Source organism: Streptomyces sp. H27-C3 (assembly GCF_030063415.1).
Lineage (GTDB): Bacteria > Actinomycetota > Actinomycetes > Streptomycetales > Streptomycetaceae > Streptomyces.
Genome location: NZ_JASITA010000002.1, coordinates 242,036 through 264,966 on the forward strand (window position 1 = coordinate 242,036; position 22,931 = coordinate 264,966).

Consider the following 22,931-nt stretch of genomic DNA (forward strand, 5'->3'; position numbering starts at 1 on the left):
GCTCCTACGCTCCCGACGCGGTGCCTCCAACTGTGATCGTACGGATGATCGAGGGCGTCAAGGAAGCGTTAAAGATTAGGTAAGGTAACGAAGTACCGGCCGCCGGAGGAACGATCCGGCAGGTGTGCGAGGGAAGGAAACGTCCACTGACTGTCCATCAGCTCAATGAACTCCTGCTCATCTGCTCGCTCGTCCTGCTCTCCGCAGTCGCCGCCGTGCGTCTGTCGTCCCGCAGTGGCCTCCCCAGCCTGCTCATTTATCTCGGCATCGGTGTCGCGATAGGGCAGGACGGGATCTTCAACGTCAAGTTCGACAACGCCGAACTCACGCAGGTGATCGGTTACGCCGCACTCGTGGTGATCCTGGCCGAGGGCGGTCTGGGCACGAAGTGGAAAGAGATCAAGCCGGCGCTGCCCGCCGCTGTCGTCATGTCGACCTTCGGCGTCGCGGTGAGCGTCGGCGTCACAGCCGCGGCGGCGCACTATCTGGTCGGACTCGACTGGCGACAGTCCCTGATCATCGGCGCGGTGGTCTCATCGACGGACGCGGCGGCCGTCTTCTCCGTGCTGCGCAAGGTCCCGCTGCCCTCCCGGCTGACCGGTGTGCTGGAAGCCGAGTCGGGCTTCAACGACGCCCCCGTGGTCATCCTGGTGGTGGCGTTCTCGACCGCGGGGCCGGTGGACGCCTGGTACGTGCTGGTCGGCGAGATCGCTCTTGAGCTGGCGATCGGCGCGGCCATCGGGCTCACGGTGGGCTTGCTGGGCGCGTACGGCATACGGCGGGTGGCCCTGCCCGCCTCCGGCCTCTACCCGATCGCGGTCATGGCGATCGCGGTGGCCGCGTACGCCGCCGGCGCCATGGCGCACGGCAGTGGCTTCCTCGCCGTCTATCTCGCGGCCATGGTGCTGGGAAACGCCAAGCTGCCGCACTGGCCGGCGACGCGCGGGTTCGCGGACGGGCTCGGCTGGATCGCGCAGATCGGCATGTTCGTCCTGCTCGGCCTGCTGGTCACACCGCACGAGCTGCTGGACGACTTCTGGCCCGCCATGATCGTCGGTCTGGTGCTGACCATGGTGGCCCGCCCGCTGTCCGTGATGCTCAGCATGCTGCCCTTCCGACAGCCGTGGCGGGAGCAGGTACTCGTCTCCTGGGCGGGGCTGCGCGGGGCCGTGCCCATCGTGCTGGCCACCATCCCGATGGTGGCGGGCGTCGACGACAGCGGGCAGATCTTCAACATCGTCTTCGTGCTCGTCGTCGTCTACACCCTCGTCCAGGGGCCGACCCTGCCCTGGCTGGCGACCCGGCTGAAGCTCGGCGACACCGAGACGGGCGCCGCCGACCTGGGCATCGAGTCGGCGCCGCTGGAGCGGCTGCGCGGCCATCTGCTCTCGGTCGCGATCCCCGCGAAGTCGCGGATGCACGGCGTCGAGGTGGCCGAGCTGCGGCTGCCGCACGGGGCCGCGGTGACCCTGGTCGTCCGCGACCGAACCAGCTTCGTACCGCTGCCGACGACCGTGCTGCGGCGGGGCGACGAGCTGCTCGTGGTGGCGACCGATCCGGTACGCGACGCAGCGGAGCGACGGCTGCGGGCCGTCGGACAGGGCGGCAAGCTGGCCGGCTGGCTGGGAACCGGAGGGGGTAATTCTGGTTGATCGCAGGTTCTAAGGCTGCGTGACGGCTCTCATACGTAATCGCAGGCTCCACGGGCAGGATTGCCTGTAGCCTGAAGGTGTACTGATTTACCAACTCTGCCTGACGCAGAGCTGGCGCGACCGCACGGCGGCCGGCCCCCCTCGCAGTGGGTGTCCTGGTATCTACCGCAGGTCCTGCGCAAGAGGACAGCTCTCGGCGGCTCCCGCACGCTCGTACATTCGCGTGCACCCGCACATGTGCGGGCACAGGGGAGCGTCACCAGGTGGCGGAAAGGCAAGGACCGTGGCATCCACGGTCACCGCGAGCCGCCCCGGTTACGGGCAGCTGCTGCGCACACCGGGGGCATGGACCTACCTGCTCCCCGGCTTCCTGGCACGACAGCCCTTCGCGATGCTGACAATCGGCATCGTGCTGCTGGTGCAGCACACCACCGGCTCGTACGGAACGGCAGGCATCGTCGCCGCCGTCACCGGCGTTTCCATGGCACTGTTCGCACCGCAGAGCGGAAAACTGGCCGACCGTTTCGGCCAGAGCGCCGTCCTCATCCCGGGCATCCTGGTGCACACGGCGTCCGTAGTCACACTGACGGCGCTCGCCCTCGTGGACGCGCCCCTGTGGGCGCTGTTCGTCGCGGCCGTCCCCACCGGTGCTTCCGTGCCGCAGATCGGCCCGATGGTGCGGGCCCGCTGGGCCGCGAAGCTGGAGGGTTCGCCGCTGATGTCCACCGCGGCGGCCTTCGAGTCGGTGACGGACGAGTTCACCTTCGTCGTCGGACCGGTCCTCGCGACCGCACTGTGCACCGGCGTGCACCCGGCGGCCGGCCTGATCGCCGAGGCGACGCTGACCCTGGTCGGCGGCCTGTTCTTCGCACTCCAGCGGGAGACGCAGCCCAAGGTCGGACGCGTGAGCGCGTCCGACGGGCGCCGCGTCTCCGCGCTGTCCGTGCCGGGCGTGCGGGTGCTTGCCGTGGCCTTCCTCGGCATCGGCGCGGTCTTCGGCGGCATGCAGGTCTCACTGACCGCCTTCTCCGAGGAGATCGGCCGTCCCGGAGTGAACGGGCTGCTGTACGGCGTATTCGCCGCGGGCAACATGCTCGCGGGCATCGCGTGCGGCGCCATCGCCTGGAAGGTCGGGCCCCGGCGCCGGCTGATGTTCGGGTACGCCGGCCTGACGCTGGCCGCGTCCGGACTGTGGGCAGTGCACTCCGTGCCACTGCTCGCGGGTCTGGGGCTGCTGGTCGGACTGTGCATCGCGCCCGCGCTGATCACCGGCTACACGATGGTCGAGACCCTGGTGCCCGCCACGGCCCGCACCGAGGCCTTCACCTGGCTGACCGGCGCCGTCGCGCTGGGCCAGGCGGCGGCCGTCACGGTCGCCGGACAGCTGGCGGACGCGAACGGCGCGAGCGCCGGATTCCTGGTGCCGCTGGCCGGTACCGTGCTCGCCTTCAGCACGCTGGTAGCACTGCGCTCGCGGCTGCTGCCGAAGTCCTCGGGGCGGGTGGCGGCACGTGGCATGGGTCACCGAGTGCCGGTCACGGTGGACTGATCCAGCGGAATACGTCACTATGGACCGTCGTTAGCACTCATCGAGTGAGAGTGCCAGGAGGAGCAAGTGCCGACCTATCAGTATCAGTGCACCGAATGCGGCGAGGGCCTCGAGGCGGTGCAGAAGTTCACCGATGACGCCTTGACGGTGTGCCCCAGCTGCGAAGGACGCCTGAAGAAGGTGTTCTCGGCGGTCGGCATTGTCTTCAAGGGTTCCGGTTTCTACCGGAACGACAGCCGTGGCTCCTCGTCGAGCAGCACGGCGCCGACGTCGCCCGCGAAGACGGCCGCGTCGGCCTCGTCGACGTCGTCCGGTTCTTCCGGTTCCGGTTCTTCCGGATCGGGCTCCGAGTCGAAGTCGTCCTCGAACTCGGGCTCCTCGTCGAGCTCCAGCAGCTCGTCGAGCTCGTCCAGCAGATCCTCGGCCGCCTGACCCACCGCCTTACGACCTCGGGGGCAATAGTGCGCGGGTTCCCGGCGTTATGCGACTCCGCCTCCGGCGTTGTCGTCGGTCGACGACGCTCCGCGTCGCCTCCCTCCTCCGCCTTGGACGCGAAGCCGCATAACGCCGCTCGCTGATCCACGCTCCATTGCCCCCGAGGTCGTTACGCATGCCTCAGCAGGTCCCCGCCGTATCCGTACGGCGGGGACATCTGCATGTACGCGACGTATCCGTACGGCGGGAACTGCATGTACGCGCCCGAGGGGCCGCCGTGTGGACGCCGGGTCGGCCTCGCCAACTCCGCGTGCGGACGCCCGGCTAGTGTGATCGCCATGGTGAACGCAGAGATCGGCGTAATCGGCGGCTCGGGCTTCTACTCCTTTTTGGAGGACGTGACCGAGGTCCAGGTGGACACCCCCTACGGGAAACCGAGTGACTCCCTGTTCCTCGGTGAGATCGCCGGACGGCGGGTCGCGTTCCTCCCCCGCCACGGACGCGGTCACCATCTGCCGCCGCACCGCATCAACTACCGCGCCAACCTGTGGGCACTGCGCTCCGTCGGCGCGCGCCAGGTCCTCGGTCCGTGCGCGGTGGGCGGGCTGCGTGCGGAGTACGGGCCGGGCACTCTGCTCGTACCCGACCAGCTGGTGGACCGTACAAAGGCGCGGGCGCAGACCTTCTACGACGGTGAGACGCCGGTGGACAAGAAGCTGCCGAACGTGGTGCACCTGACCTTCGCCGACCCGTACTGCCCCGAGGGGCGCAAGGCAGCGCTCGCGGCGGCGCGCGGACGTCAGTGGGAGCCGGTGGACGGCGGGACGCTGGTGGTCATCGAAGGGCCGCGCTTCTCGACGCGCGCCGAGTCACGGTGGCACGCGGCGAACGGCTGGTCGGTGGTCGGCATGACCGGGCACCCGGAAGCGGTACTCGCACGGGAACTGGGGCTCTGCTACACGTCACTGACGCTGGTGACGGACCTGGACGCGGGCGCCGAGACGGGCGAGGGCGTCTCCCACGAGGAGGTGCTGAAGGTCTTCGGGGCCAATGTCGGCCGGCTGCGTTCGGTGCTCTTCGACGCGGTGGCCGCGCTGCCCGCGAGCGAGACGCGCGACTGCCTGTGCGCGCACGCCTTGGACGGGGCCGACACCGGGATCGAGCTGCCTTAGCCGGCCGACCGGGGCGAGGGGCCTGGCTGACCGGGTTGGGGCGGGCTGAGCGGGGCTGAGGGGCCTGACCGCCCTTGCGGGTGAGCGAGTTGTCCACAACTCGGTGGACGTCCACAGGGCTCGGCGAGGTCCTGCCGAATCCTGGATCGTGAGGAGCGTTCGAGAAGAACGCGGCACGCAGAACGAAGCTCCTCACAGCAGGTGGTATTCGCTATGTCCCCCAGGTCTCATACTCCCCCTTCCCGGTCTCTCACTTCTACTCCTCCGCCTCTCACTTCCCCGTCCCTCACTCCCGCTGTTCCCGACGCGTCCGTCCCCGGGCCGGAGCCCGGCGGTGTCCCCGCATTCGCCCCGGTGCGGGTGCGCGGCGGTAGCCACCGGTTGCGGCGCGCTGTGCGGCGCAGGCGGCGGGCGGTGGCCACCGGCCTCGCGGTGACGGCTGCCGCGCTGGCCGCCGCGGGGGTGCGCGACGCGAGCGGTTCGGACGGGGCTCGCGCGGAAGCAGCATCTGCGCCGCCGCGGGCGCGGCAGGCCGTGGAAATGGTGTCGGCGCCGGTGCGTATCGCCGATGCCGAGACCGTACGGCTGCTGCGGCGCGGGGACCGCGTCGATGTGATCGCCACGGCCGACTCCCCGATGGGCGGCGGGAACTCCGATGCCCGGGTGGTGGCGACGGGCGCTCGGGTGGCAGCCGTGCCGAAATTCCTCGGGACAGCCGGGGAAGGGAGTGGCGCTCTGGTCGTCCTGTCCGTGCCACGGACCGCAGCGACGGCACTGGCGGGTGCGGGCGCGACCTCGCGGCTGGCGGTGACGCTGTGCTGACGGAGACTGGGCCGACTCCAACGGGTCCGACTCGGAGTGGGCCGAACGGAGTCGCGCTGCTCGCAGCTGCGCCGACTAGAACTGACACCCTGTCACGTCACTGGTTCGCGAGCACCGATTGGACAGCCCCGTCACGTGCTGCCGTAGGTTGCGGAACAGTTCGCTCCGCCCCCTGCACATGCGAAACATGCGCCACATGCGCCACATGCGCCACATGCGCCACATGCGAAAAGAGGCTCACCCGTGAGCGAGGAGAAGACAAGCGTTCTCGAAGGCTTCAAGACCTTCCTGATGCGCGGCAATGTGATCGACCTGGCGGTCGCGGTTGTCATTGGCGCCGCGTTCACCAATGTCGTGAACTCGATCGTCAAGGGCGTGATCAACCCGCTGGTCGGCGCCTTCGGCACCCAGGACCTGGAGAGCTACAGCTCCTGCCTGAAGGACCCGTGCAAGCCCGACTCGGCAGGCGTGATGCAGGGGATCCCGATCATGTGGGGGTCGATCCTCAGCGCGGTGCTCAGCTTCCTGATCACCGCAGCGGTCGTCTACTTCCTCATGGTGCTGCCCATGTCAAAGTACCTGGCCAAGCAGGCCAAGCGGAGGAAGGCGAAGGAAGCCACGGCCGAGGTCATGGAGGCCACCGAGGTCGAGCTGCTGAAGGAGATCAGGGACGCCCTGGTCGCCCAGCGCGGCTCGGGCAACAACACCCCGTAGCGCCCGCTCAGAGGTGGTGGGGCGGCTTCTCGTCGAGGAAGCGGGCGAGGTCGGCCGCACTGCCACCGGCGGAGGGCCGCTCTCCCCACCCACGGTCCGTGTCGTCCGAGGACTGCTGGTCCATCGGATCGCCGAAGTCCAGCGTCGGCTTCGGCCGGGGCTTGTGTCCGGGCTCAGACTTCTGTGCAGGCTCGGGCTCCTGCGCGGGCTTGTGCCCGGACTCCGGATCGCGCGGTTCGTGGGCGGGGGCGGTGCTCATGCTTCAAGGGTACGGCGGGACAGTGGCCGGCGGCCCCGGCCTCGCGACGGGGCCGACGCCTCATCGCCCCTTCGGGCCGATGAGCCACAGGACGAGGACCGCCAGGAACGACAGGCAGAGGAAGCCCCCCCCACCAGGCGGTGCCGGTGTCACCCTTCATCCACTCGTTGACCGTGACGGTCAGGGCCCAGAGCTGGCATGACCACCGTGATGGCGAGGGTCAGGCGGGCTGTCAGTTTCGCCGATCGCTCGGGCTCCTGCTCAGCGCCTGCGCCCGGCCCCGGCCCGGTGTGGCGGATCCGCGGATCGCCGTAACCACTGGAGTTGATCTTCGGTTCGGCCGCCGCGATCGGCGCGGGCCTGGAGGTGGCGGTCGAGCAGTCCATCGGCAAGGCGCACATCTCGACACTGGCCGCGTCCGCCGCCGTCACAGTCCCGGCCGCGCTCTATCTCCTGACGGTGTGCTTTCTGCACTCGCGCCACTCCAAGCGCGGAACCGCGCAGCAGCTGGTCCTGCCCGTGTCCGCGCTGGCGGTTCTCGGCTGTACGTTCGCGGGCCAGTGGGCGGTACTCGCGGCGGGGCTGGTGGCGGCGCTGACGGTGGCGCTGGGTGTGACGCTCTCCACCCGCAATCCGCGCCCCGATAGCGCCCTGTCGCTCAACTCGCGTGATACGCACGACAGCATGGGACAGACCACAAGAACAGATTCCTTGACGGACGTGGCCGGCCTCCGGGTCGGCCACGCGCGCGTGCCCGGCGACCGCGCCCTGAGCGGCACCACGGTGGTGCTTGCCCCGGAGGGCGGGGTGGTCGCAGCCGTCGATGTACGGGGCGGGGGGCCCGGCACCCGCGAGACCGACGCCCTCGACCCGCGCAATCTGGTCCAACGCATCGACGCCGTCGTGCTGACGGGCGGCAGCGCGTACGGGCTGGACGCCGCCTCCGGGGTGATGGCCTGGCTGGAGGAGCGGGGGCGCGGCTTCCAGGTCGGGCCCGACCCCGCGCAGGTGGTGCCGGTCGTCCCGGCCGCCTGCCTCTTCGACCTGGGGCGCGGCGGCGACTGGCGGGCCAGGCCGGACGCCACGACCGGGCGGACCGCCGCCGAGGCCGCCGCCCGTACCGAGGACGGGGCGGCCGTCGCCGAGGGCAACATGGGGGCGGGTACGGGCGCGGTCATCGGCGGGATGAAGGGCGGGGTCGGCAGCGCGAGCATCCTCCTCGGCTCGGGCGTCACCGTGGCCGCACTCGCCGTCGTCAACGCCTCCGGCCTCGCGGTCGACCCGCTGACAGGCGTGGCGTACGGGCGCTACTTCGACGGGCACGACGGGCCGCCCGACTATCCGGCGGCGGAGGTGCACACGGCCGCCCAGCGCCGACTGGCGGAGGCGCGCGAGGAATCGGCGCGGCGCTCGGCGACCTCCGCACGCCCCCCGCTCAACACCACCCTCGCGGTCGTCGCCACCGACGTGGAACTGACCCGCGCACAGGCGCAGAAGCTCGCGGGCACGGCGCACGACGGCCTCGCGCGCGCCGTGCGTCCCGTGCATCTGCTCACCGACGGCGACACCGTATTCGCCCTGTCGACGGGGACGCGGCCCGTGCTCCACGAGGCCCCCGATCCGGCTTTCGCGGTGCAACTGGCCGCCGCCGCGCTGAACGAGGTCCTCGCGGCGGGCGCGGACGCGCTGACCCGCGCCGTGACGAAGGCCGTGCTGGCGGCCGAAGGCGTGGACGGTCCCGGCGGGGATTACCCGGCGTACCGGGATCTCTACTGACGTACCGGCGGGCCGAGTTGGTACGGGGGCGCGGGAATGATGTCCGCGCCCCCTCGTTTTCCCCAAGCCAGGTCGCGTTGTCAGACCCAGGGGCTACGTTGAGCACACACCAAGTAACAAGCGGCGACGGCCTGGAGACCCCCTTGAGCGATCCGTACGAGACAACCGAGGAGCACCTCGAGAGGCTCCTGGGGCGTGCACTGAACTCGTTCGACCTGCCGGACCTGACCGTCGAACGGCTCGGTACGGCGCTGGCGCACAGCACGGCCCTGCACTCCTCGCACCACAGCTCGGGCCTGCACCGTGAAACGTTCAGGCACGCCTTCCTGCTCATCGACGGCAGCTCGCTGACGCTGTGGGAGCTGGTGCACAACGCGGGCAGGGACTGCGCCACCCAGCACGAGCTGTATCTGGAGCAGGGCGAGGCCAGGCTCGCCGCGTCGAGGCTGCCGAGCCCGCGCGGAGCCGGGTCCCGCACGCCCTCCGGGTACGGGCAGGGCGGCGGGGCCGCCGGCCGGGACACGGACTTCGACACCGACCTGGACGCTGATCTTGACGCGGACCTGGAGATCCTCGCCGCGCTCATGGCCACCCATCCGCCCGCCGCTCCGCGCATCTACGCCCCGGACAACTCCGCGGACCACGCGCGCCGGGTGCTCCGCCGCGCGGAGAACGGCGACCGGCCGGGTGAGGACACCGCGCGCGTGCTGCGCGGCGCGCTCGCCCACCAGATCACTCAGGCCTTCGGCCGCCAGTGCGATGTGGAGGGCCGGGACGCCGGCTTCACGCTCTACGAGCACGCCTTCCTGCTGCTCGACGGCAGCGAGGTCAGCATCTGGGAGGTCGAGCACACAGCGACCCCCGACGGTCGCCACATGTGCGAGGTGTACGACACCGAGCACGCGGCGCGCGAAGCGATGGAGCTCCGGGCACGGGTGCGCTGAGGGAGTGCGGGAGTGACAGGGTCGGAGCCGTTGCCGGGGGGCTACGGCTCCGCCTCCGGCTTTGGCTACGGCTCCAACGGCGACGGCGACTGCGAATCCTCGAAGGATGACGTCCGCCGAAGGACTCCAGGCACCGACTCCTCGAAGCGTGACGTCCTTCGACGTCAGGCGGCCACCCCGACCTACAACAGGCACTTGCCGAAGGCCGAACCTTCGAGGAGTGGTTGGACGGCCGCAAGCCATGCTGTTCGTACGCCCGGATCACCAGGGACAAGCGCAATGAGATCGGGGTATCCCGGCAACACCGGAACTGTGACGAGTTCGCCGCGCAGCACGGATGCGCGATCCTCTATCGCTACACGGACAACCACATCACGGCAGCAGACCCGGACATCGAGCGACCGGCCTTCCTGCGGCTGGTCCGCGATCTCCGAGCCCGTCAGGTCGAGGAGGGCTACCCCATCCACGGCATCTTCGTCGTGGAGGAAGAGCGCGTTGTTCGACTCGCGGAGGACTACCTACGACTGCACCGCGCGCTCACGGTCGACAAGTGCGGTCTGTACGGGGTGACCGACACAACGACCGTCCTGGACGTTCACAGCGACGCTGAGATGATCCGAGGTCTGCTGACTTCCGCCATGGGCGAGCGCGAAGTGATCAAGGTCAAGCGCAGGGTCAAGCGCAACGTGCGGGACCAGGCGTTGGAGGGGAATCCAACCGGGCCGCGCCGCTTCGGATGGAAGGGGCCAGATCCCAAGACCGGGCGTTTGGTGAACGAGAAGCTAGAACCAAAGGAAGCAAAGGTTCTCCGCGAAGCAGTCGGCTTGGCCTTGGTAGGCAAGGCTTGGGCCAGCATCGTTGAGCACCTGGACAAGAGCGGGTACCTAACCTCGCGCTTTCACGTCGCGGACTGTCCGACTGGTGATCACGTAAGCAGAAAGTGCCTCTGACCAGCAAGAATGAGGATTTTCGAGGTCCTTGTTCCTGCCACCGTCGGAGGCACTTCCCAGGTGAAGAAACGTAGCAGGTCCTATCCACGTGTCCGCGTCGAGGGCGGCGTCCGGTCGGTGGTCTCCCAGGCGGGAGGCGTACTGCGTAACACGGGATGTGGATGCCATGACGAGAACAAGTGAACGACACGACGTATGGAAACAACGGATGCGTCGCAGCATGCTGTGGCTGGCCCTTCACGGCGTGGACGTGGGTCCCCGCCGAATCCACGGAATCGAGGTGGCCTGACCATGACGGAGGAAGCGGGAGCAGCAGACGAAGCAGGCGGAGGCGGCGCGCACGGCGCTGGCCTCCGCGCTCCAGAAGGCGGTCTTCCCGCCCCTGGTCGTACGGGTCCAGGAGGAGAACGGCGAACCGGTGTACGGCCTCATCGACCTCGGGAAAATCTCACCCCCGTCGCCCACGCCCTAGCGGACGCGCTCGATCGCGGGACGCAACGATGAACGCCCCGAGACCACGCCTGCTGCCGTGGCGTGGACGACCGACGACGGCCGACCGTGCTACCTCGCATTCGTCGAGGCCGGTGTCGCCCGAATCGCGGCGGCCACGGAGGCCAGTCTGTTGCGGTCGGGCCGGACAGTGCTCGCTCACGCCCGGGCGATGCGTACCGAGCCGGAGCTGTCCACCGTCGAACTGCGCTTTCTAGTGGCGCGACTGTACGAGGCGCTGCACGACGCACTCACGGTCGCGGAGCTACGCCGTGCCCGCCTCGACGTCTCGGGGGACGGACCGGCCGGTCCGTCCCCCGAGACTGCCCCTCCGTGACGTCACCGCGCAGGCGCCCAAGTGCCGAGGCGGCGGGACCGCGATGTCCGGGTACCGCTTGCCAAGAGCGCGAGCCGTCAACGCGAGCCGAAAGTGCGAGCCGTCAGCGTGAGCCGTCAGTGAGGCCGGCCCCCGCACTCACGGGTTGATCGATCCCACCTGGGTGATCACCCAGCGGGACGCCGTCTCCTTGGTGTCCCGGAAGACGACCTCGTCCCCGACTGCTCCGTTCGCGTGCAGCCACTCCTGGCTCACGTCATGCACGATGGACTTCGGGCTGCCGGAGGTGGTGTTCCACTTCTGATATGTGCCGTCGTTGCACAATCCCGTGTAGACGTCCGCGCCGTTTCCGTCGAGGCAGTGCTTGTATTTGGGGTTCGTGAAGACGCCGTCGATGACGGTCCACACCTGGCTCGCCCTGCGGTCACAGTTGCCGAGGTTCACGTTTCCCTTGTTCGACGCGATGTTCGCCACCTGCAGGCAGGAGTTGCTGCTGTTTGCGTTTTTCACCTGGTAGATCGGCACCGGCGCCGCCGCCTGCGCCGAAGCCGGGGCGCCGGCCAGCAGCGTCGATCCCAGGGCCAGCGCCGCCCCGGCGCCGGCGAGACGCGCGAAATTCTTCTTGTCTTCCATGTCTTATCCCCTTGAGTTCGGCGTATCGGTGGTTCTGCTCCCGGGTTGCCTCGAGACGTCCACAACCTCTCGCACGCCGTCCTCACGCCGTCCCCACCACGTCACCACCGGCCGGTGGGTGGGCGTTGCCGCGAACCCTGTGCTTTGCTCTTCTTACTGGTGGCAAGGGGGAGAGGCCGGGAGGATGGACTTTCGCATTCTCGGTGCGCTGGATGTCCGGACAGGCTGTGAGCGGGTGCCGGTGCCCGGGGCGCGTCGCCAGCGACTGCTGGCAGCACTGCTGTTGGCGCCCAACATCGTGGTCTCGCTCTCCAAGCTCATCGAGATGACCTGGGACGACGAGCCACCCCCCAGCGCCACCAAACAGCTGCGGAACTCCGTCTCGGCGCTGCGGGAATGCCTGGGTGACAGCGACCGGCGGCTCATCCTCACCGAGGATCCCGGCTACCGCGTCCGCGTCGACACCGCCCGGCTCGACTCGCTCCGCTTCGCCGCCGGGGTGGCCGAGAGTCGCCGCCACGCTGCCGAGGGGAGACTTGAGCGGGCGGTCCAGCTGATCCGGCCGGCGCTGGGCCTGTGGCGTGGCCCCGCACTCGACGGGCTGGGCACGGCGGCCCTGGGCAGATCCGCCGCGCGGCTGGACGAGCAGCGGCTCAGCGCGCTGGAGCAGTGCGCCGGATGGCGGCTGGAACTCGGCGAGCACCACGAGGTCGTCGACGATCTGGCGGATCTCGTGCACGACCATCCCCTGCACGAGGGCCTGCACGCCCAGCTGATGGTGGCGCTCGACCACTGTGGCCGACGCGCGGACGCGCTGGGTGTCTTCCACCGCCTCAGAACCCGCCTCGCCGAGGAACTGGGGGTCGGCCCCGGCCCCCGCACCCAGCGGTTGCACGAGCGGATCCTGCGCGGTGAATCCGGAGCCCGCCGGGTCGACCGGGTGCGGCGGGACGATCCCGGCGGGGCGACCGGAGCCCTGCCCGCCCCGAGGCCGCCTCAGCCCGCCACGCCACCGGTGCCCCGTCAGCTGCCGCAGGCGATCCGCGACTTCACCGGCCGTGCCGACCACCTGGCGGCGCTCGACGCGCTGTTGCCGCCCGCCGGCGGTCAGGCCGTGGTGATCTCCGCCCTCGACGGTTCAGGCGGCGTGGGCAAGACGACCCTCGCGGTGCACTGGGCCCACCGCGTCCAGGACCGCTTCCCGGACGGCACACTGCACACCAACTTGCACGGTTACGGGCCCGGCAGGCCCGCGACCCCGGACGAGGTCCTCGACGATTTCCTGGTCGCTCTCGGCGTACATCCGGCGGCGGTGCCGGCCGGGACCGGCGCCCGCTCGGGACTGTTTCGCACGCTGGCGACGGGGCGACGCATGCTGATCGTGCTGGACAACGCCAACAGCGCGGAGCAGGTCCGGCCGCTGCTGCCGGGAGCGCCCGGGTGCATGGTGCTGGTGACCAGCCGCGACAGCCTGACCGGGCTGGTGGTCACCGAAGCCGCGTACCGGATCACCCTCGACGTGCTGTCTCCGGACGAGGCCTCATCCCTGGTCGTGGGCATCATCGGCCCCGCTCGCGCCCAGGCGGAGCCGGCCGCGGTGGAGAGCCTCATCCGGCTGTGTGCGCGATTGCCGCTCGCGCTGCGGATCGCCGCCGGGCGTGCCGCCGCGTACGAACATGTCGCCGTCGCCGACATCGCCGACGAGCTCGCCGACGAGGACTCCAAACTCGACGCACTGAGCTGGGGCCAGGATCCCTACGCCGCGGTCCGCAACGTACTCCAGTGGTCCTACGCACAGCTACCGGCAGCGCAGGCGAGCCTGTTCCGGCGCCTTGGCCTGCATCCCGGCCCGGACATCTCCACACCCGCCGCCGCGGCCCTCGCGCGCCTGCCCCCACACACGACACGGCGGCTGCTGCGGGCGCTGGCAGACGCGCACCTCATCGAACCGGTCGCGCACGACCGATACCGCTTTCACGATCTACTGCGCGCCTACGCCGGCGAACTGGCCGGTGCGCACGACTCCGAGGCCGAACGGGGACACGCTCTCGACGCGATGCTCACGTGGTACGCCCACACCGCGCACACCGCCGACCGCCTGCTCTACCCCACCTGCACCCGTGTGGTGACGAACCCCACCGAGTCAGCCCATCCACACCTCCTGGCCGGTCGTGACGGCGCCTGGGCGTGGTTCACTGCGGAACGGGCCAACCTCGTCGCCGCCCTGCACCACGCTGTCGACACCGCCATGGACCGGTACGCGCTGCACCTCGTCGACGCTCTCGGCTTCCTGGTGCTCATGGGCGGCTGGCAGGAGCGCGTCGACACCGCCACCGCGGCCCTGCACGCGGCGCGGCGCTCCGGCCGGATCGAGCACGAAGCCAACGTCCTGCTCGCTCGTGGGGAGGCGTTGGCACACCTCCAGCATCCGGACGCGGAGCGGGATCTCATCCGCGCCTGCGCCCTGGCCAAGGACGTCGGCAACAACCACATCCAGATCGCCGCCCGCACCGAACTCGGTCAGCTGCTCCGCCGACAGACCCGCCTCGTCGAGGCGCTGCGCCACTTCGACGAGGCGCTCGTGCTCAGCCGGGGCTTCGACACCGGGCGATGGGAAGCGGTGGCGGAAGGCAACATCGCCGCCCTCCACGCTGACCTCGGCAACCCCCGCCTCACCATCGAGCACGGCATCCGAAGCGCTCGACTCCGCCGTCGGCTCGGCGACAGGGACGGTGAGGCATGCGCGCTCTCGGCCATCGCCAGGGGCATGCAGGGCATCGGCGACCATGACAGGGCTGTCGTCCTGTGCCGGCGCGCCGTCGACCTCGGTCGCAGGTCCATCGGCAGCCACGACGAGACACTGGCCTGGCCCTTGGCGGTCCTCGCCACGTCATTGGACACCCTCGGGCGCATGGACGAGGCCCTCGCCTGTCGGCGAGAGGCCGCCGCGATCTACACCGATCGAGGCCTGGACGCCGAGGCCGACGCGATGCGGCAGCACATCCGACGCATCCGTACGGCAGATCCCGGGCCCTCCGGACCGCAACCCGTCGCCCACGCCCTGGCGGAAGCGATCGAGCGCGGGACGCGGCGATGAGCGCCCCGAGGCCACGCCTACTGCCATGGACAGCCCACGACGGCCGACCCCGCTATCTCGCATCCATCGAGGGCTCCCCCCGGAGACACTTCCCAAGTGAAAAAGCGTATCGGGGCCTATCCACGTGTCCGCGTCGAGGGCGGCGGCCGGTCGGTGGTCTCCCAGGCGGGAGGCGTACTACTGGTGGAGACGGCCCGCAAGACCGGGCTGGATCAGGCGCTTTCAGTGGCGTTGGCGCCGTGGCGCAAGCCGCGGGCGGTGCACGATCCGGGCAAGGTCCTGCTGGATGTGGCCTTGGCGGTGGCCCTGGGCGGGGACTGCCTGGCCGACGTCGGCGTGCTGCGGGCCGAGCCCGCGGTGTTCGGCCCCGTCGCCTCGGATCCGACAGTCTCCCGCTTGCTCGATACTCTGGCGGCGGCCGGCCCGAAGGCCCTGACGGCGATCCGCACCGCCCGATCCGAGGTGCGGAACCGAGTTTGGCGCCTGGCCAAGCAGGCGGCCCCGGACGCCTCCGGGCAGGTGATCGTGGACATCGACGGGGTGCTGGTGCTGGCCCACTCCGACAAGCAGGACGCCGCCGCGACCTGGAAGAAGACCTATGGCCACCACCCGCTGATGGCGTTCGTCGACCATGGACGCCCCGGCTCCGGTGAGCCGGTCGCGGGCCTGCTGCGCCCTGGGAACGCCGGCTCCAACACCGCCGCCGACCACATCGAAGCCACTCAACTCGCGCTGGCTCAGCTGCCGAAGTCCTACCGGCGTGGCCGGCAGACCCTGATTCGCACCGACTCCGGCGGCGGGACGCATGAGTTCGTCGCCTGGCTCGCCCAGCGCGGCCGGTGGTTGTCGTACTCGGTCGGGATGACCATCACCGATGCCATCCATACCGCAGTCCTGGCCGTCCCCGCCTCGGCCTGGACGCCGGCCGTGGAGCCGGATGGCGAGGTGCGCGACGGCGCCTGGGTCGCCGAAATCGGCGGCGACTGCTTGAAGGGCTGGCCGCAAGGCATGCGGCTGATCGTCCGCAAGGAACGCCCGCACCCCGGAGCACAGTTGCGTCTCACCGATGCCGACGGACTGCGCCTGACCTGCTTCGCCACCAACACCTCCGACGCCCCGATCGCCGAGCTGGAGCTGCGCCACCGCCAGCGCGCCAGGGCCGAGGACCGCATCCGCGCCGCCCGCGCCACCGGCCTTACCAACCTGCCGCTGCACGATGCCGCTCAGAACCGGATCTGGCTGGAGATCGTCCAGCTCGCGCTGGAGCTGCTGGCCTGGCTGTCGATGCTTGCGCTGACCGGCACCGCCCGCCGCTGGGAGCCCCGCCGCCTACGGCTGCGGCTGTTCGCCGCCGCCGCCCAGCTGATAACGACCAGCCGCCGCCGATACCTCCGCTTTGCCCGGCACTGGCCCTGGACCCAGATCATCACCGCCGCGTTCAAGCGCCTCGACGCCCTACCAAACCCAGACTGACCAGCAACGACCCCGCCCCGACAAACCTTCACCGCACCCCGGAACCGTGGAAGCCGGCGCCCACCCGACGCGACAGCCGGGCTACCGGCCTGCCCCCACACCATCCGAAAACGAAACGAGTCACCAGCAACAAGCTGATGACTCGTCACGAAAGATCGAGGCTAACGAACCGGGGCGACAAGTGGGCCGTCACCCCGGTTCAGTACATGCTCACGAACCCAGCTCTCTGCGGATACCGCATGATCAACAGCGATCTGGTCACCGATCCTAAGACCAGTGAACCGGTGGTGGGCAAGTGGGAGACCATCTGCACCCCGGAAGAGTGGTTCAAGCTCATTGCGCGGTGCGGTGTGTGGTTCAACCTCGATGGCGATACAGCCACTTCCCGATTCCGCGACAAGGTCAAGCGGGAAGGCAAGAAGGAGAATCGAGAGATCGCGGAGGCCACTCGCCGCTTCTTCCTCACCAACATCGCGCGGTGCGAGTACGTGGACGCGAAGGGAACCATGTGCCTGGCGAAGATCAAGGGCATGGGTCCCGGCGGAACGAACAAGCAGGAGCGGTACCGGTGTGGTGAGCCGCGCTGCAACAAGGTGAGCCGCCGAGCCGACTACGTGGACAGGGCCATAGAGCTCGTGGTCATCAAGGTCCTGGAGGAGAAATTCTCTGCCATGCAGCCCGACGAAAAGACGTGGTACGGCGAAGGGACAATGAAATCTCTATTGGCCAAGCGCAAAGAGATCAAAGACAACTACGACGCCGGGACATTTAGCCTGGCCGAGTACCTGGAGTTCCGGGACAGCAACGATGCTCAAATCAGCGAGTCCCAGAAGGACCGCACCGAGTTCTATGCCGAACAGGCTGCCAAGAACTTCCTAGCCGGGTTTACTCGAGAGAAGTGGGACGAGTTCGACATGCGGCAGAAGCGCAAAGCAGCGGCGGCAGTCCTGAAAGTGATCATCCATCCCCTTCCAAAGGGCCGCGCACGCAGCAGTCAGTTCGACCCCGACCTGTTGGAGCCAGTGTTCCGGGTGCCTCACTGAAACAGGTCTCGCAGTATCTCAAGCTGCCCCTTGCCCGGGCGGGGGGCAGCTTTCGCGTGTCGGGCCGCCCACGCCTCGATGAACTGGGCAACCGGGTCATCCTCACGGAGCCGAGAGCGTTCGGGATGCTTCACAGCGGTGGTCACTGCCAGAACTCCCCTTCTGTCTTGGCGCGTTCGCTTTGGTCGCGGGCTTGAGTGACGTCGTGGCGGGTCTGAGCGGCAAGGAGTTCTTCGCCTGGTCGGTACCGGTGGTTTGTTAAACCGGTGAGGAGAGATCAAGGGGGTGGCCTGCGCCGACTGCGTTGATCAGGGCTTGGAGCTCGGGACGGGATGGCCGGCACGGGCGCGGGCTTGTTCGGCTTGGGTGGTGCGCCAGGTGCGGCGGACGTCGCGGAGTGCGCCGAGGGTGGTGGAGTAGGCGCGGGATTTGGTGGAGAAGTGGCCGCGAAATCCGAGCATGTGGGCCCATTTCCAGAGCTTGAGGTCTGCGAATTCTGGGAGGTGGCCGAGGGCCCAGGCGGTGCGGATCATCTGGCGTACGTGGCGTTGAACGCGGAGATCTTTGAGCGATTCGGCTTGTCCGGTGCCCTCGCAGTCGGTGCACAGGTCGCGGAAGTTGTCGGGGCCGCGCAGGTAGCCCCGTCCGGCGCAGAGGTGGCAGATGAGGGACCGGTCTACGGTGCCGGAGTATTCGGCGCTCTTGGTGGCGTACTTGGCGACGTAGGCGGCGACCTTCTGATCGGTGAGTTCGCCGTCCCCGAGGGCGGTGATCTCGCGTACGTCGATGCGTTCGCCCCAGCCGATGTGGCGTTCTCCGATGGCGTCGGATTCCACGGCGAGCACGGCCCGCTCGGCAGCCTCTTTCACTGCGTGGTCCAGGGCGTCAACGGTGGCCCAGGCCGTCGGGGCCGTCGGGGCCGTCGAAGCGGATCACGGCAAGGAAGTGGACCAGGCCGCGCTTTTGGTACTCGGCGACCTTGGCGAACGAGACTCGAAGGGCAGCCTTCAGCGCCTTCTGTGTCATGCCGAGGTGGGCGGCCAGCTCGCGGCGGAGGTAGATCGTGAAGCGGGCCCACAGGGCACCGGCGTGGGCGTTCCAGAGCACAGCGCCGGTGTAGTCGTAGGTAGTGGGGTTGAGGGGTGTACCGAGGGCGGGGGCGTTGTCGGGGTGGTGTGCGCCGCAGCGGCAGGGCAGGGTCTTGCCCGCGTAATGCGCGGGCCAAGCAACAACGACGGCGCCCGTGCCGGGTGGGCACGGGCGCCGTCGTGAGCAGGAGCGGATCGGGGCGGGTCAGGGGGTGAGCGCCGACTCCTTCGCCAGCGGCGACGACATCTGAGCGTCGTCCCCGTCCCCGTCCTCGACCGCTGCCCGCGAGTGCGCGGGCAGCGCGAACATCAGGCCGAAGATGATCACCAGGACACCCACCGCCCACCACAGCGCGTTCTGGAACGCGTCCACGAAAGCCATCCCCATCTGGCCCGGCGCGAGCCCGTCGTCGATGACCCCGAAGAAGACGACCGACACCAGGCCGAGGCCCAGCGCGTTACCCGTCTGCTGCATGGTGTTGATCAGGCCGGACGCGGAACCGGAGTGACCGCGCGGCACCTCGGACAGCACGGCCTCGGTCAGCGGCGCCACGATGAGGCCCATGCCGATGCCCATGACGACCAGCGGGAGCGCCATCTGCCAGGAGTGGATGGCCGTGCCGTACCGGTCGGCCTCCCAAATGTAGATGAGCAGCCCGGCCGCCATCGTCAGCGCGCCCGCCTGGAGCACCTTGCGGCCGAAGCGCGGAACCAGCTTCTGTACGGAGATTCCCGCCGCCACGGACACGGCGATGGAGAACGGAATGCCGGTGGTGCCCGCCCGCAGCGCGCTCCAGCCGAGCCCGACCTGCATGTACAGCGTCCAGACCAGGAAGAAGATGCCCAGGGCGACACCGAAGGTCAGCTGCACGGCGGTGCCCGCCGCGAAGCTCTTCACCTTGAACAGCGAGAGCTCGACGAGCGGCGAGCCGTCCTTGCGGGCCTTGTACCGCTCGTACATCACGAAGATCGCGAAGACGGCGAAGCTGCCGACCATCAGGAGGTGGCCCCACAGCGGCCAGTTGAGCTCCTCGCCACGCGTCAGGGGATAGATCAGCATCAGCAGGCCGAGCGTCGCGAGCGCCACACCGACCAGGTCGAGGCGCAGCGCTTTGGGGGCTTTGGACTCGCTGATGTAGCGGATACCGAGGATCAGACCGGCGATGCCGACCGGCAGGTTGATGAGGAAGATCGGCCGCCATTCCAGACCGAACAGGTTCCATTCGGTGAGCAGCGCGCCGAGCAGCGGGCCCGACACCGCGCCGAGGCCGACGATCGCGCCGAACAGGCCGAAGACCTTGCCGCGCTCGTGGGCGGGGAAGGTGGCGTGAACGATCGACAGGACCTGCGGCACCATCAGGGCCGCCGTCGCGCCCTGGAGGATGCGGGAGGCGACGAGCATCTCCGAGTTCGCGGCAAAGCCGCAGAGCGCCGAGGCGAACGTGAAGCCGCCGATGCCGATCAGGAAGAGCCGCTTGCGCCCGTAGATGTCACCGAGCCTGCCGCCGGTGATGAGGCCCGCGGCGAACGCCAGGGCGTACCCCGCGGTGATCCACTGGATCGAGCTGAACGTCGCGCCCAGGCCCTCCTGGATGCTCGGGATCGCGATGTTGACGATGGTGACATCGACCAGGTCCATGAAGGCCGCGGTCATCACGATGGCGAGAGCGAACCACCTGCGACGGTCGGTCTGCTCGGCGAGCAGCGGTGTGGAAGTCATGAGAGGAAGTTAGACGGTATATAGGACAAAAGAAGGCCTACTTCCACGGCATCCTGGAACCATGACGACGACGGACACTCCGGTACGGCTGCTGCGACTGCTCTCGCTCCTCCAGACGCCCCGCGACTGGCCCGGCAGCGAGATCGCCGAGCGCCTGCACGTCAGCCGACGCACCGTACGGCGCGACATCGACCGGCTGCGTGACCTCGGCTATCCCGTGCAGGCCACGATGGGCGCGGACGGCGGCTACCGGCTCGTCGCGGGCAAGGCCATGCCTCCGCTGCTCCTCGATGACGAGGAGGCGGTCGCCATCGCGGTGGGGCTGCGGGCCGGGGCGGGCCACGCGGTCGAGGGCATCGAGGAGGCCTCCGTGCGCGCGCTGGCCAAGCTCGAACAGGTGCTGCCGTCCAGGCTGCGGCATCAGGTCTCCAGCCTCCAGGCCGCGACGATCCCGCTGACCAGCGGCGACGGCGCGACCATCGACCCCCGTACGCTCACCGCGATCGCGGGCGCCGCCACCGGGCAGGAGCGGCTGCGGTTCGCCTACCGGGCGGGCGACGGCTCGGCGAGCAAGCGCCTGGTGGAGCCGTACCGGCTGGTGAGCACCGGGCGGCGCTGGTACCTGGTCGCGTACGACCTGGAGCGGGAGGCGTGGCGTACGTTCCGCGTGGACCGGGTCAGTGAGCCGTTCCCCACGGCGGCGCGCTTCACGCCGCGCGCGCTGCCGAGCGGGGGCGCCGCGGAGTTCATCCGGCATTCGCTGAGCGGGTTCAAGACGGGCTACCGGGTAGTGGCGACGTTCGAAGCGCCCGCCGAATTCGTGGCGGCGCGGTTGCCTGCCTCGCTCGGCACTCCGGAGGCGATCGACGCGGACAACTGCCGGCTGGAGACCATGGCCACCGACTCGCGGGAGTGGCTGGCGGTGCGACTGGCGCTGGTGGACTGCGAGTTCAAGGTGTACGAGCCGCAGGACCTGGTGGACTGCCTGGCCGATCTCGGGGGCCGGATCAGCCGCGCGGTGACCCCGACCGCGGACCCCTCGGACCCGGTGTAGCGGTGGGCCTTGAGAACTCGGCGGCCGAACAGAAAGGGGCCGAATGGAAAGAAACGGCGCACCCCGGCGCCGGGGTGCGCCGGGAGGACACGGTCCTTGATACGGCGGGCAGTTACGCCGCCGATTCGAACCCCGTGTCGTGGGCCATGCGCTTGAGCTCCAGCAGAGCGTGCTTCTCTATCTGCCGGATCCGCTCACGCGTGAGTCCGTGCTGCTTGCCAACCTCGGTCAGCGTCCGCTCGCGGCCGTCCTCGATGCCGTACCGCATGCGGATGATCGAGGCCGTGCGCTCGTCGAGCTTGGCTATCAGGTCTTCGAGCTCCTCGCTGCGCAGCAGCGAAAGCACCGACTGCTCGGGCGAGACCGCCGAGCCGTCCTCGATCAGGTCGCCGAACTGTGTCTCACCGGCGTCGTCCACCGGCATGTTCAGCGAGACGGGGTCGCGCGCCCAGTCCAGCACGTCACTGACGCGCTGCGGCTTGGTCTCCAGCTCGGCTGCGATCTCCGTGTGCTCCGGGTCGCGCCCGTGCTCACGGTTGAACTCGCGCTGCACGCGCCGGATTCGGCCGAGCTCTTCGACCAGGTGGACGGGGAGCCGGATGGTGCGGGACTGGTCGGCTATGGACCGGGTGATCGCCTGACGGATCCACCAGGTCGCGTACGTGGAGAACTTGAAGCCCTTCGCGTAGTCGAACTTCTCGACCGCGCGCACCAGGCCGGCGTTCCCCTCCTGGACCAGGTCGAGCAGGGGGAGGCCACTGCGGGGGTACCGGCGAGCGACCGCCACGACCAGGCGGAGGTTGGCGCGGATGAAGAGGTCCTTGGCGCGCTCGCCGTCGGCGACCAGCGCCTCCAGCTCCTCGCGCGAGGCTCCGCCCGCTTCACTCTCCCCCGCCGTGGCAACGGCTGATGTCACAGTCGTGTCGAGGATCCGCTGCGCGTAGACGCCTGCCTCGATGGTCTGGGACAGGTCGACTTCTTTGGCGGCGTCGAGCAAAGGCGTCCGTGCGATTTCGTCGAGGTACATGCCGACCAGGTCGCGGTCGGCGATCTCCCCGGTGGCGGCGCGAACGCTGCGTACGCCCGCGGACCCGCTGGTGGCGGTCTGACGACGGGCGACGGCACGGGTTGCCATGCTTGCTCCCTTGCGTGAGTAGGTCGCGGTGGTGTGGCTGCCGGACACCTTTCGTGTGCCCTGCCTCCGATGGAAACAACGACTGGAATCCGGACAGAATTCCCATGCCGTGCCTTCATTTTCGTGATCTTGCAGTACCCTGTCGGCCGCCGAGGGCGGCCGGATGGTGCAGGAACACTTAGAGGTGCAGGTCAGGGCGGGCGCGGAGGCCGCCCTCAGCGTCCCCACCTCCCTCTACCGCCGCTGCGTGGGTGAGACGGCCGTCACATTCAACGCGTCCGTTTTCGCGCCCGCGCAGCGCCGCCCGCGGCTGCGCTCCCACCCTGAAGACGGTCCGCACGGCTTTCAGGTTGCTCGGGATGTCCGGCCTGGCAGGATTCCGGGTTACGCAGGATTCCGGGTTACGCGGCCGGGGGCGGGGGGCTGGGCGCCTGCGGCGGGCTCGTTCCCCACCCCGCCCCTTCCCTGCTGTGACACTTTGCGGCTGCCACCGCGTGAGGGCTCCGCCCCAGGCCCCGGTCCTCAAGCGCCGGACGGGCTGGACGTGCGCGGCATCCGGGAAAGAATTCAGCCCGTCCGGCGCTTGAGG

19 protein-coding genes and 3 pseudogenes are annotated in these 22,931 nt (G+C 69.3%); 15 read left to right on the top strand and 7 right to left on the bottom strand.

The features are described from left to right. Positions 1–113 precede the first annotated feature (113 nt). From QMK30_RS02440 to QMK30_RS02450, 3 genes are all read left to right on the top strand, one after another. Complete coding sequence (locus QMK30_RS02440; protein WP_283515602.1) at positions 114–1,652, top strand: potassium/proton antiporter; 1,539 nt, start codon at positions 114–116, stop codon at positions 1,650–1,652. A gap of 283 nt (positions 1,653–1,935) precedes the next feature. Beyond that, positions 1,936–3,201, top strand: coding sequence for an MFS transporter (locus tag QMK30_RS02445; protein WP_283515423.1), 1,266 nt, complete (start codon positions 1,936–1,938; stop codon positions 3,199–3,201). A gap of 66 nt (positions 3,202–3,267) precedes the next feature. Beyond that, positions 3,268–3,633 carry an FmdB family zinc ribbon protein gene (locus QMK30_RS02450; protein WP_283515424.1) on the top strand — a complete coding sequence of 122 codons (366 nt, stop codon included), beginning with the start codon at positions 3,268–3,270 and terminating at the stop codon, positions 3,631–3,633. Positions 3,634–3,805: 172 nt separating this feature from the next. Here QMK30_RS02450 and QMK30_RS02455 read toward each other — a convergent pair whose 3' ends face one another. Further along, complete coding sequence (locus QMK30_RS02455) at positions 3,806–3,976, bottom strand: hypothetical protein (protein WP_283515425.1); 171 nt, start codon at positions 3,974–3,976, stop codon at positions 3,806–3,808. Here QMK30_RS02455 and QMK30_RS02460 point away from each other — a divergent pair. From QMK30_RS02460 to mscL, 3 genes are all read left to right on the top strand, one after another. Beyond that, entirely contained in the window at positions 3,975–4,808 is an 834-nt protein-coding gene (locus QMK30_RS02460; protein WP_283515426.1) for an S-methyl-5'-thioadenosine phosphorylase, read from the top strand. The two genes, QMK30_RS02455 and QMK30_RS02460, sit on opposite strands and share 2 nt — an antisense overlap. 414 nt (positions 4,809–5,222) lie before the next feature. Next, positions 5,223–5,630, top strand: a complete 408-nt coding sequence (locus QMK30_RS02465; RefSeq protein WP_349362032.1) for a hypothetical protein — start codon at positions 5,223–5,225, stop codon at positions 5,628–5,630. Between the two features lie 243 nt (positions 5,631–5,873). Continuing rightward, positions 5,874–6,344 (top strand): large conductance mechanosensitive channel protein MscL, encoded by a 471-nt coding sequence (gene mscL, locus QMK30_RS02470; protein WP_283515428.1) that lies wholly within the window; start codon positions 5,874–5,876, stop codon positions 6,342–6,344. Positions 6,345–6,351: 7 nt separating this feature from the next. On the opposite strand, the gene QMK30_RS02475 is transcribed toward mscL, so the two are convergent. Together QMK30_RS02475 and QMK30_RS02480 are read right to left on the bottom strand one after the other, a co-directional pair. Beyond that, positions 6,352–6,603: a hypothetical protein gene (locus QMK30_RS02475; protein ID WP_283515429.1), complete on the bottom strand. Its 252-nt coding sequence runs from the start codon at positions 6,601–6,603 to the stop codon at positions 6,352–6,354. A 60-nt stretch (positions 6,604–6,663) separates the two neighbouring features. Further along, positions 6,664–6,932: pseudogene (locus QMK30_RS02480) on the bottom strand (hypothetical protein); the annotation flags it as partial. A 37-nt stretch (positions 6,933–6,969) separates the two neighbouring features. On the opposite strand from QMK30_RS02480, the pseudogene QMK30_RS38415 reads away from it, so the two are divergent. From QMK30_RS38415 to QMK30_RS02500, 5 genes and pseudogenes are all read left to right on the top strand, one after another. After that, positions 6,970–7,146: pseudogene (locus tag QMK30_RS38415) on the top strand (low temperature requirement protein A); the annotation flags it as partial. 141 nt (positions 7,147–7,287) lie between these two features. Continuing rightward, the gene (locus QMK30_RS02485; RefSeq protein ID WP_283515603.1) at positions 7,288–8,379 is read left to right on the top strand and encodes a P1 family peptidase; all 1,092 of its coding nucleotides are present in this window, start codon (positions 7,288–7,290) and stop codon (positions 8,377–8,379) included. Positions 8,380–8,522: 143 nt separating this feature from the next. Further along, positions 8,523–9,323 (top strand): DUF6227 family protein, encoded by an 801-nt coding sequence (locus QMK30_RS02490; protein WP_283515604.1) that lies wholly within the window; start codon positions 8,523–8,525, stop codon positions 9,321–9,323. A 224-nt stretch (positions 9,324–9,547) separates the two neighbouring features. Then, positions 9,548–10,273 (top strand): recombinase family protein, encoded by a 726-nt coding sequence (locus QMK30_RS02495; RefSeq protein WP_283515430.1) that lies wholly within the window; start codon positions 9,548–9,550, stop codon positions 10,271–10,273. Between the two features lie 529 nt (positions 10,274–10,802). Next, entirely contained in the window at positions 10,803–11,099 is a 297-nt protein-coding gene (locus tag QMK30_RS02500; protein WP_283515431.1) for a hypothetical protein, read from the top strand. A 138-nt stretch (positions 11,100–11,237) separates the two neighbouring features. Here QMK30_RS02500 and QMK30_RS02505 read toward each other — a convergent pair whose 3' ends face one another. After that, positions 11,238–11,732, bottom strand: coding sequence for a ricin-type beta-trefoil lectin domain protein (locus QMK30_RS02505; RefSeq protein ID WP_283515432.1), 495 nt, complete (start codon positions 11,730–11,732; stop codon positions 11,238–11,240). 184 nt (positions 11,733–11,916) lie between these two features. Here QMK30_RS02505 and QMK30_RS02510 point away from each other — a divergent pair, with 184 nt between their 5' ends. The 3 genes from QMK30_RS02510 (at position 11,917) to QMK30_RS02520 (ending at position 17,345) form a co-directional block, all read left to right on the top strand. Continuing rightward, the gene (locus QMK30_RS02510) at positions 11,917–14,829 is read left to right on the top strand and encodes an AfsR/SARP family transcriptional regulator (protein WP_283515433.1); all 2,913 of its coding nucleotides are present in this window, start codon (positions 11,917–11,919) and stop codon (positions 14,827–14,829) included. 96 nt (positions 14,830–14,925) lie between these two features. Then, the gene (locus QMK30_RS02515) at positions 14,926–16,302 is read left to right on the top strand and encodes an IS1380 family transposase (protein WP_283515434.1); all 1,377 of its coding nucleotides are present in this window, start codon (positions 14,926–14,928) and stop codon (positions 16,300–16,302) included. A 137-nt stretch (positions 16,303–16,439) separates the two neighbouring features. Then, positions 16,440–17,345 (top strand): recombinase family protein, encoded by a 906-nt coding sequence (locus tag QMK30_RS02520; protein ID WP_283515435.1) that lies wholly within the window; start codon positions 16,440–16,442, stop codon positions 17,343–17,345. Positions 17,346–17,487: 142 nt separating this feature from the next. Here the strand turns inward: QMK30_RS02520 and QMK30_RS02525 are convergent. After that, positions 17,488–18,566, bottom strand: a pseudogene (locus tag QMK30_RS02525) (replication initiator); the annotation flags it as partial. A 72-nt stretch (positions 18,567–18,638) separates the two neighbouring features. Then, entirely contained in the window at positions 18,639–20,153 is a 1,515-nt protein-coding gene (locus tag QMK30_RS02530; RefSeq protein WP_283515436.1) for an MFS transporter, read from the bottom strand. Between the two features lie 61 nt (positions 20,154–20,214). Between QMK30_RS02530 and QMK30_RS02535 the strand changes: the two genes are divergently transcribed. Further along, entirely contained in the window at positions 20,215–21,207 is a 993-nt protein-coding gene (locus QMK30_RS02535) for a helix-turn-helix transcriptional regulator (protein ID WP_283515437.1), read from the top strand. A 112-nt stretch (positions 21,208–21,319) separates the two neighbouring features. Here QMK30_RS02535 and QMK30_RS02540 read toward each other — a convergent pair whose 3' ends face one another. Then, a complete protein-coding gene (locus QMK30_RS02540; protein ID WP_283515438.1) occupies positions 21,320–22,342 on the bottom strand; it encodes a sigma-70 family RNA polymerase sigma factor in 1,023 nt (340 codons plus the stop codon). Positions 22,343–22,931 lie beyond the last annotated feature (589 nt).

Bases quoted from the DNA above. Each gene is read 5' to 3' on its own strand.
- QMK30_RS02540 (WP_283515438.1), bottom strand. From the start codon at position 22,342: ATGGCAACCCGTGCCGTCGCCCGTCGTCAGACCGCCACCAGCGGGTCC.
- QMK30_RS02505 (WP_283515432.1), bottom strand. From the start codon at position 11,732: ATGGAAGACAAGAAGAATTTCGCGCGTCTCGCCGGCGCCGGGGCGGCG.
- QMK30_RS02460 (WP_283515426.1), top strand. From the start codon at position 3,975: ATGGTGAACGCAGAGATCGGCGTAATCGGCGGCTCGGGCTTCTACTCC.
- QMK30_RS02455 (WP_283515425.1), bottom strand. From the start codon at position 3,976: ATGGCGATCACACTAGCCGGGCGTCCGCACGCGGAGTTGGCGAGGCCG.
- QMK30_RS02530 (WP_283515436.1), bottom strand. From the start codon at position 20,153: ATGACTTCCACACCGCTGCTCGCCGAGCAGACCGACCGTCGCAGGTGG.
- QMK30_RS02520 (WP_283515435.1), top strand. From the start codon at position 16,440: ATGACTCGTCACGAAAGATCGAGGCTAACGAACCGGGGCGACAAGTGG.
- QMK30_RS02510 (WP_283515433.1), top strand. From the start codon at position 11,917: ATGGACTTTCGCATTCTCGGTGCGCTGGATGTCCGGACAGGCTGTGAG.
- QMK30_RS02485 (WP_283515603.1), top strand. From the start codon at position 7,288: ATGGGACAGACCACAAGAACAGATTCCTTGACGGACGTGGCCGGCCTC.
- QMK30_RS02535 (WP_283515437.1), top strand. From the start codon at position 20,215: ATGACGACGACGGACACTCCGGTACGGCTGCTGCGACTGCTCTCGCTC.
- QMK30_RS02475 (WP_283515429.1), bottom strand. From the start codon at position 6,603: ATGAGCACCGCCCCCGCCCACGAACCGCGCGATCCGGAGTCCGGGCAC.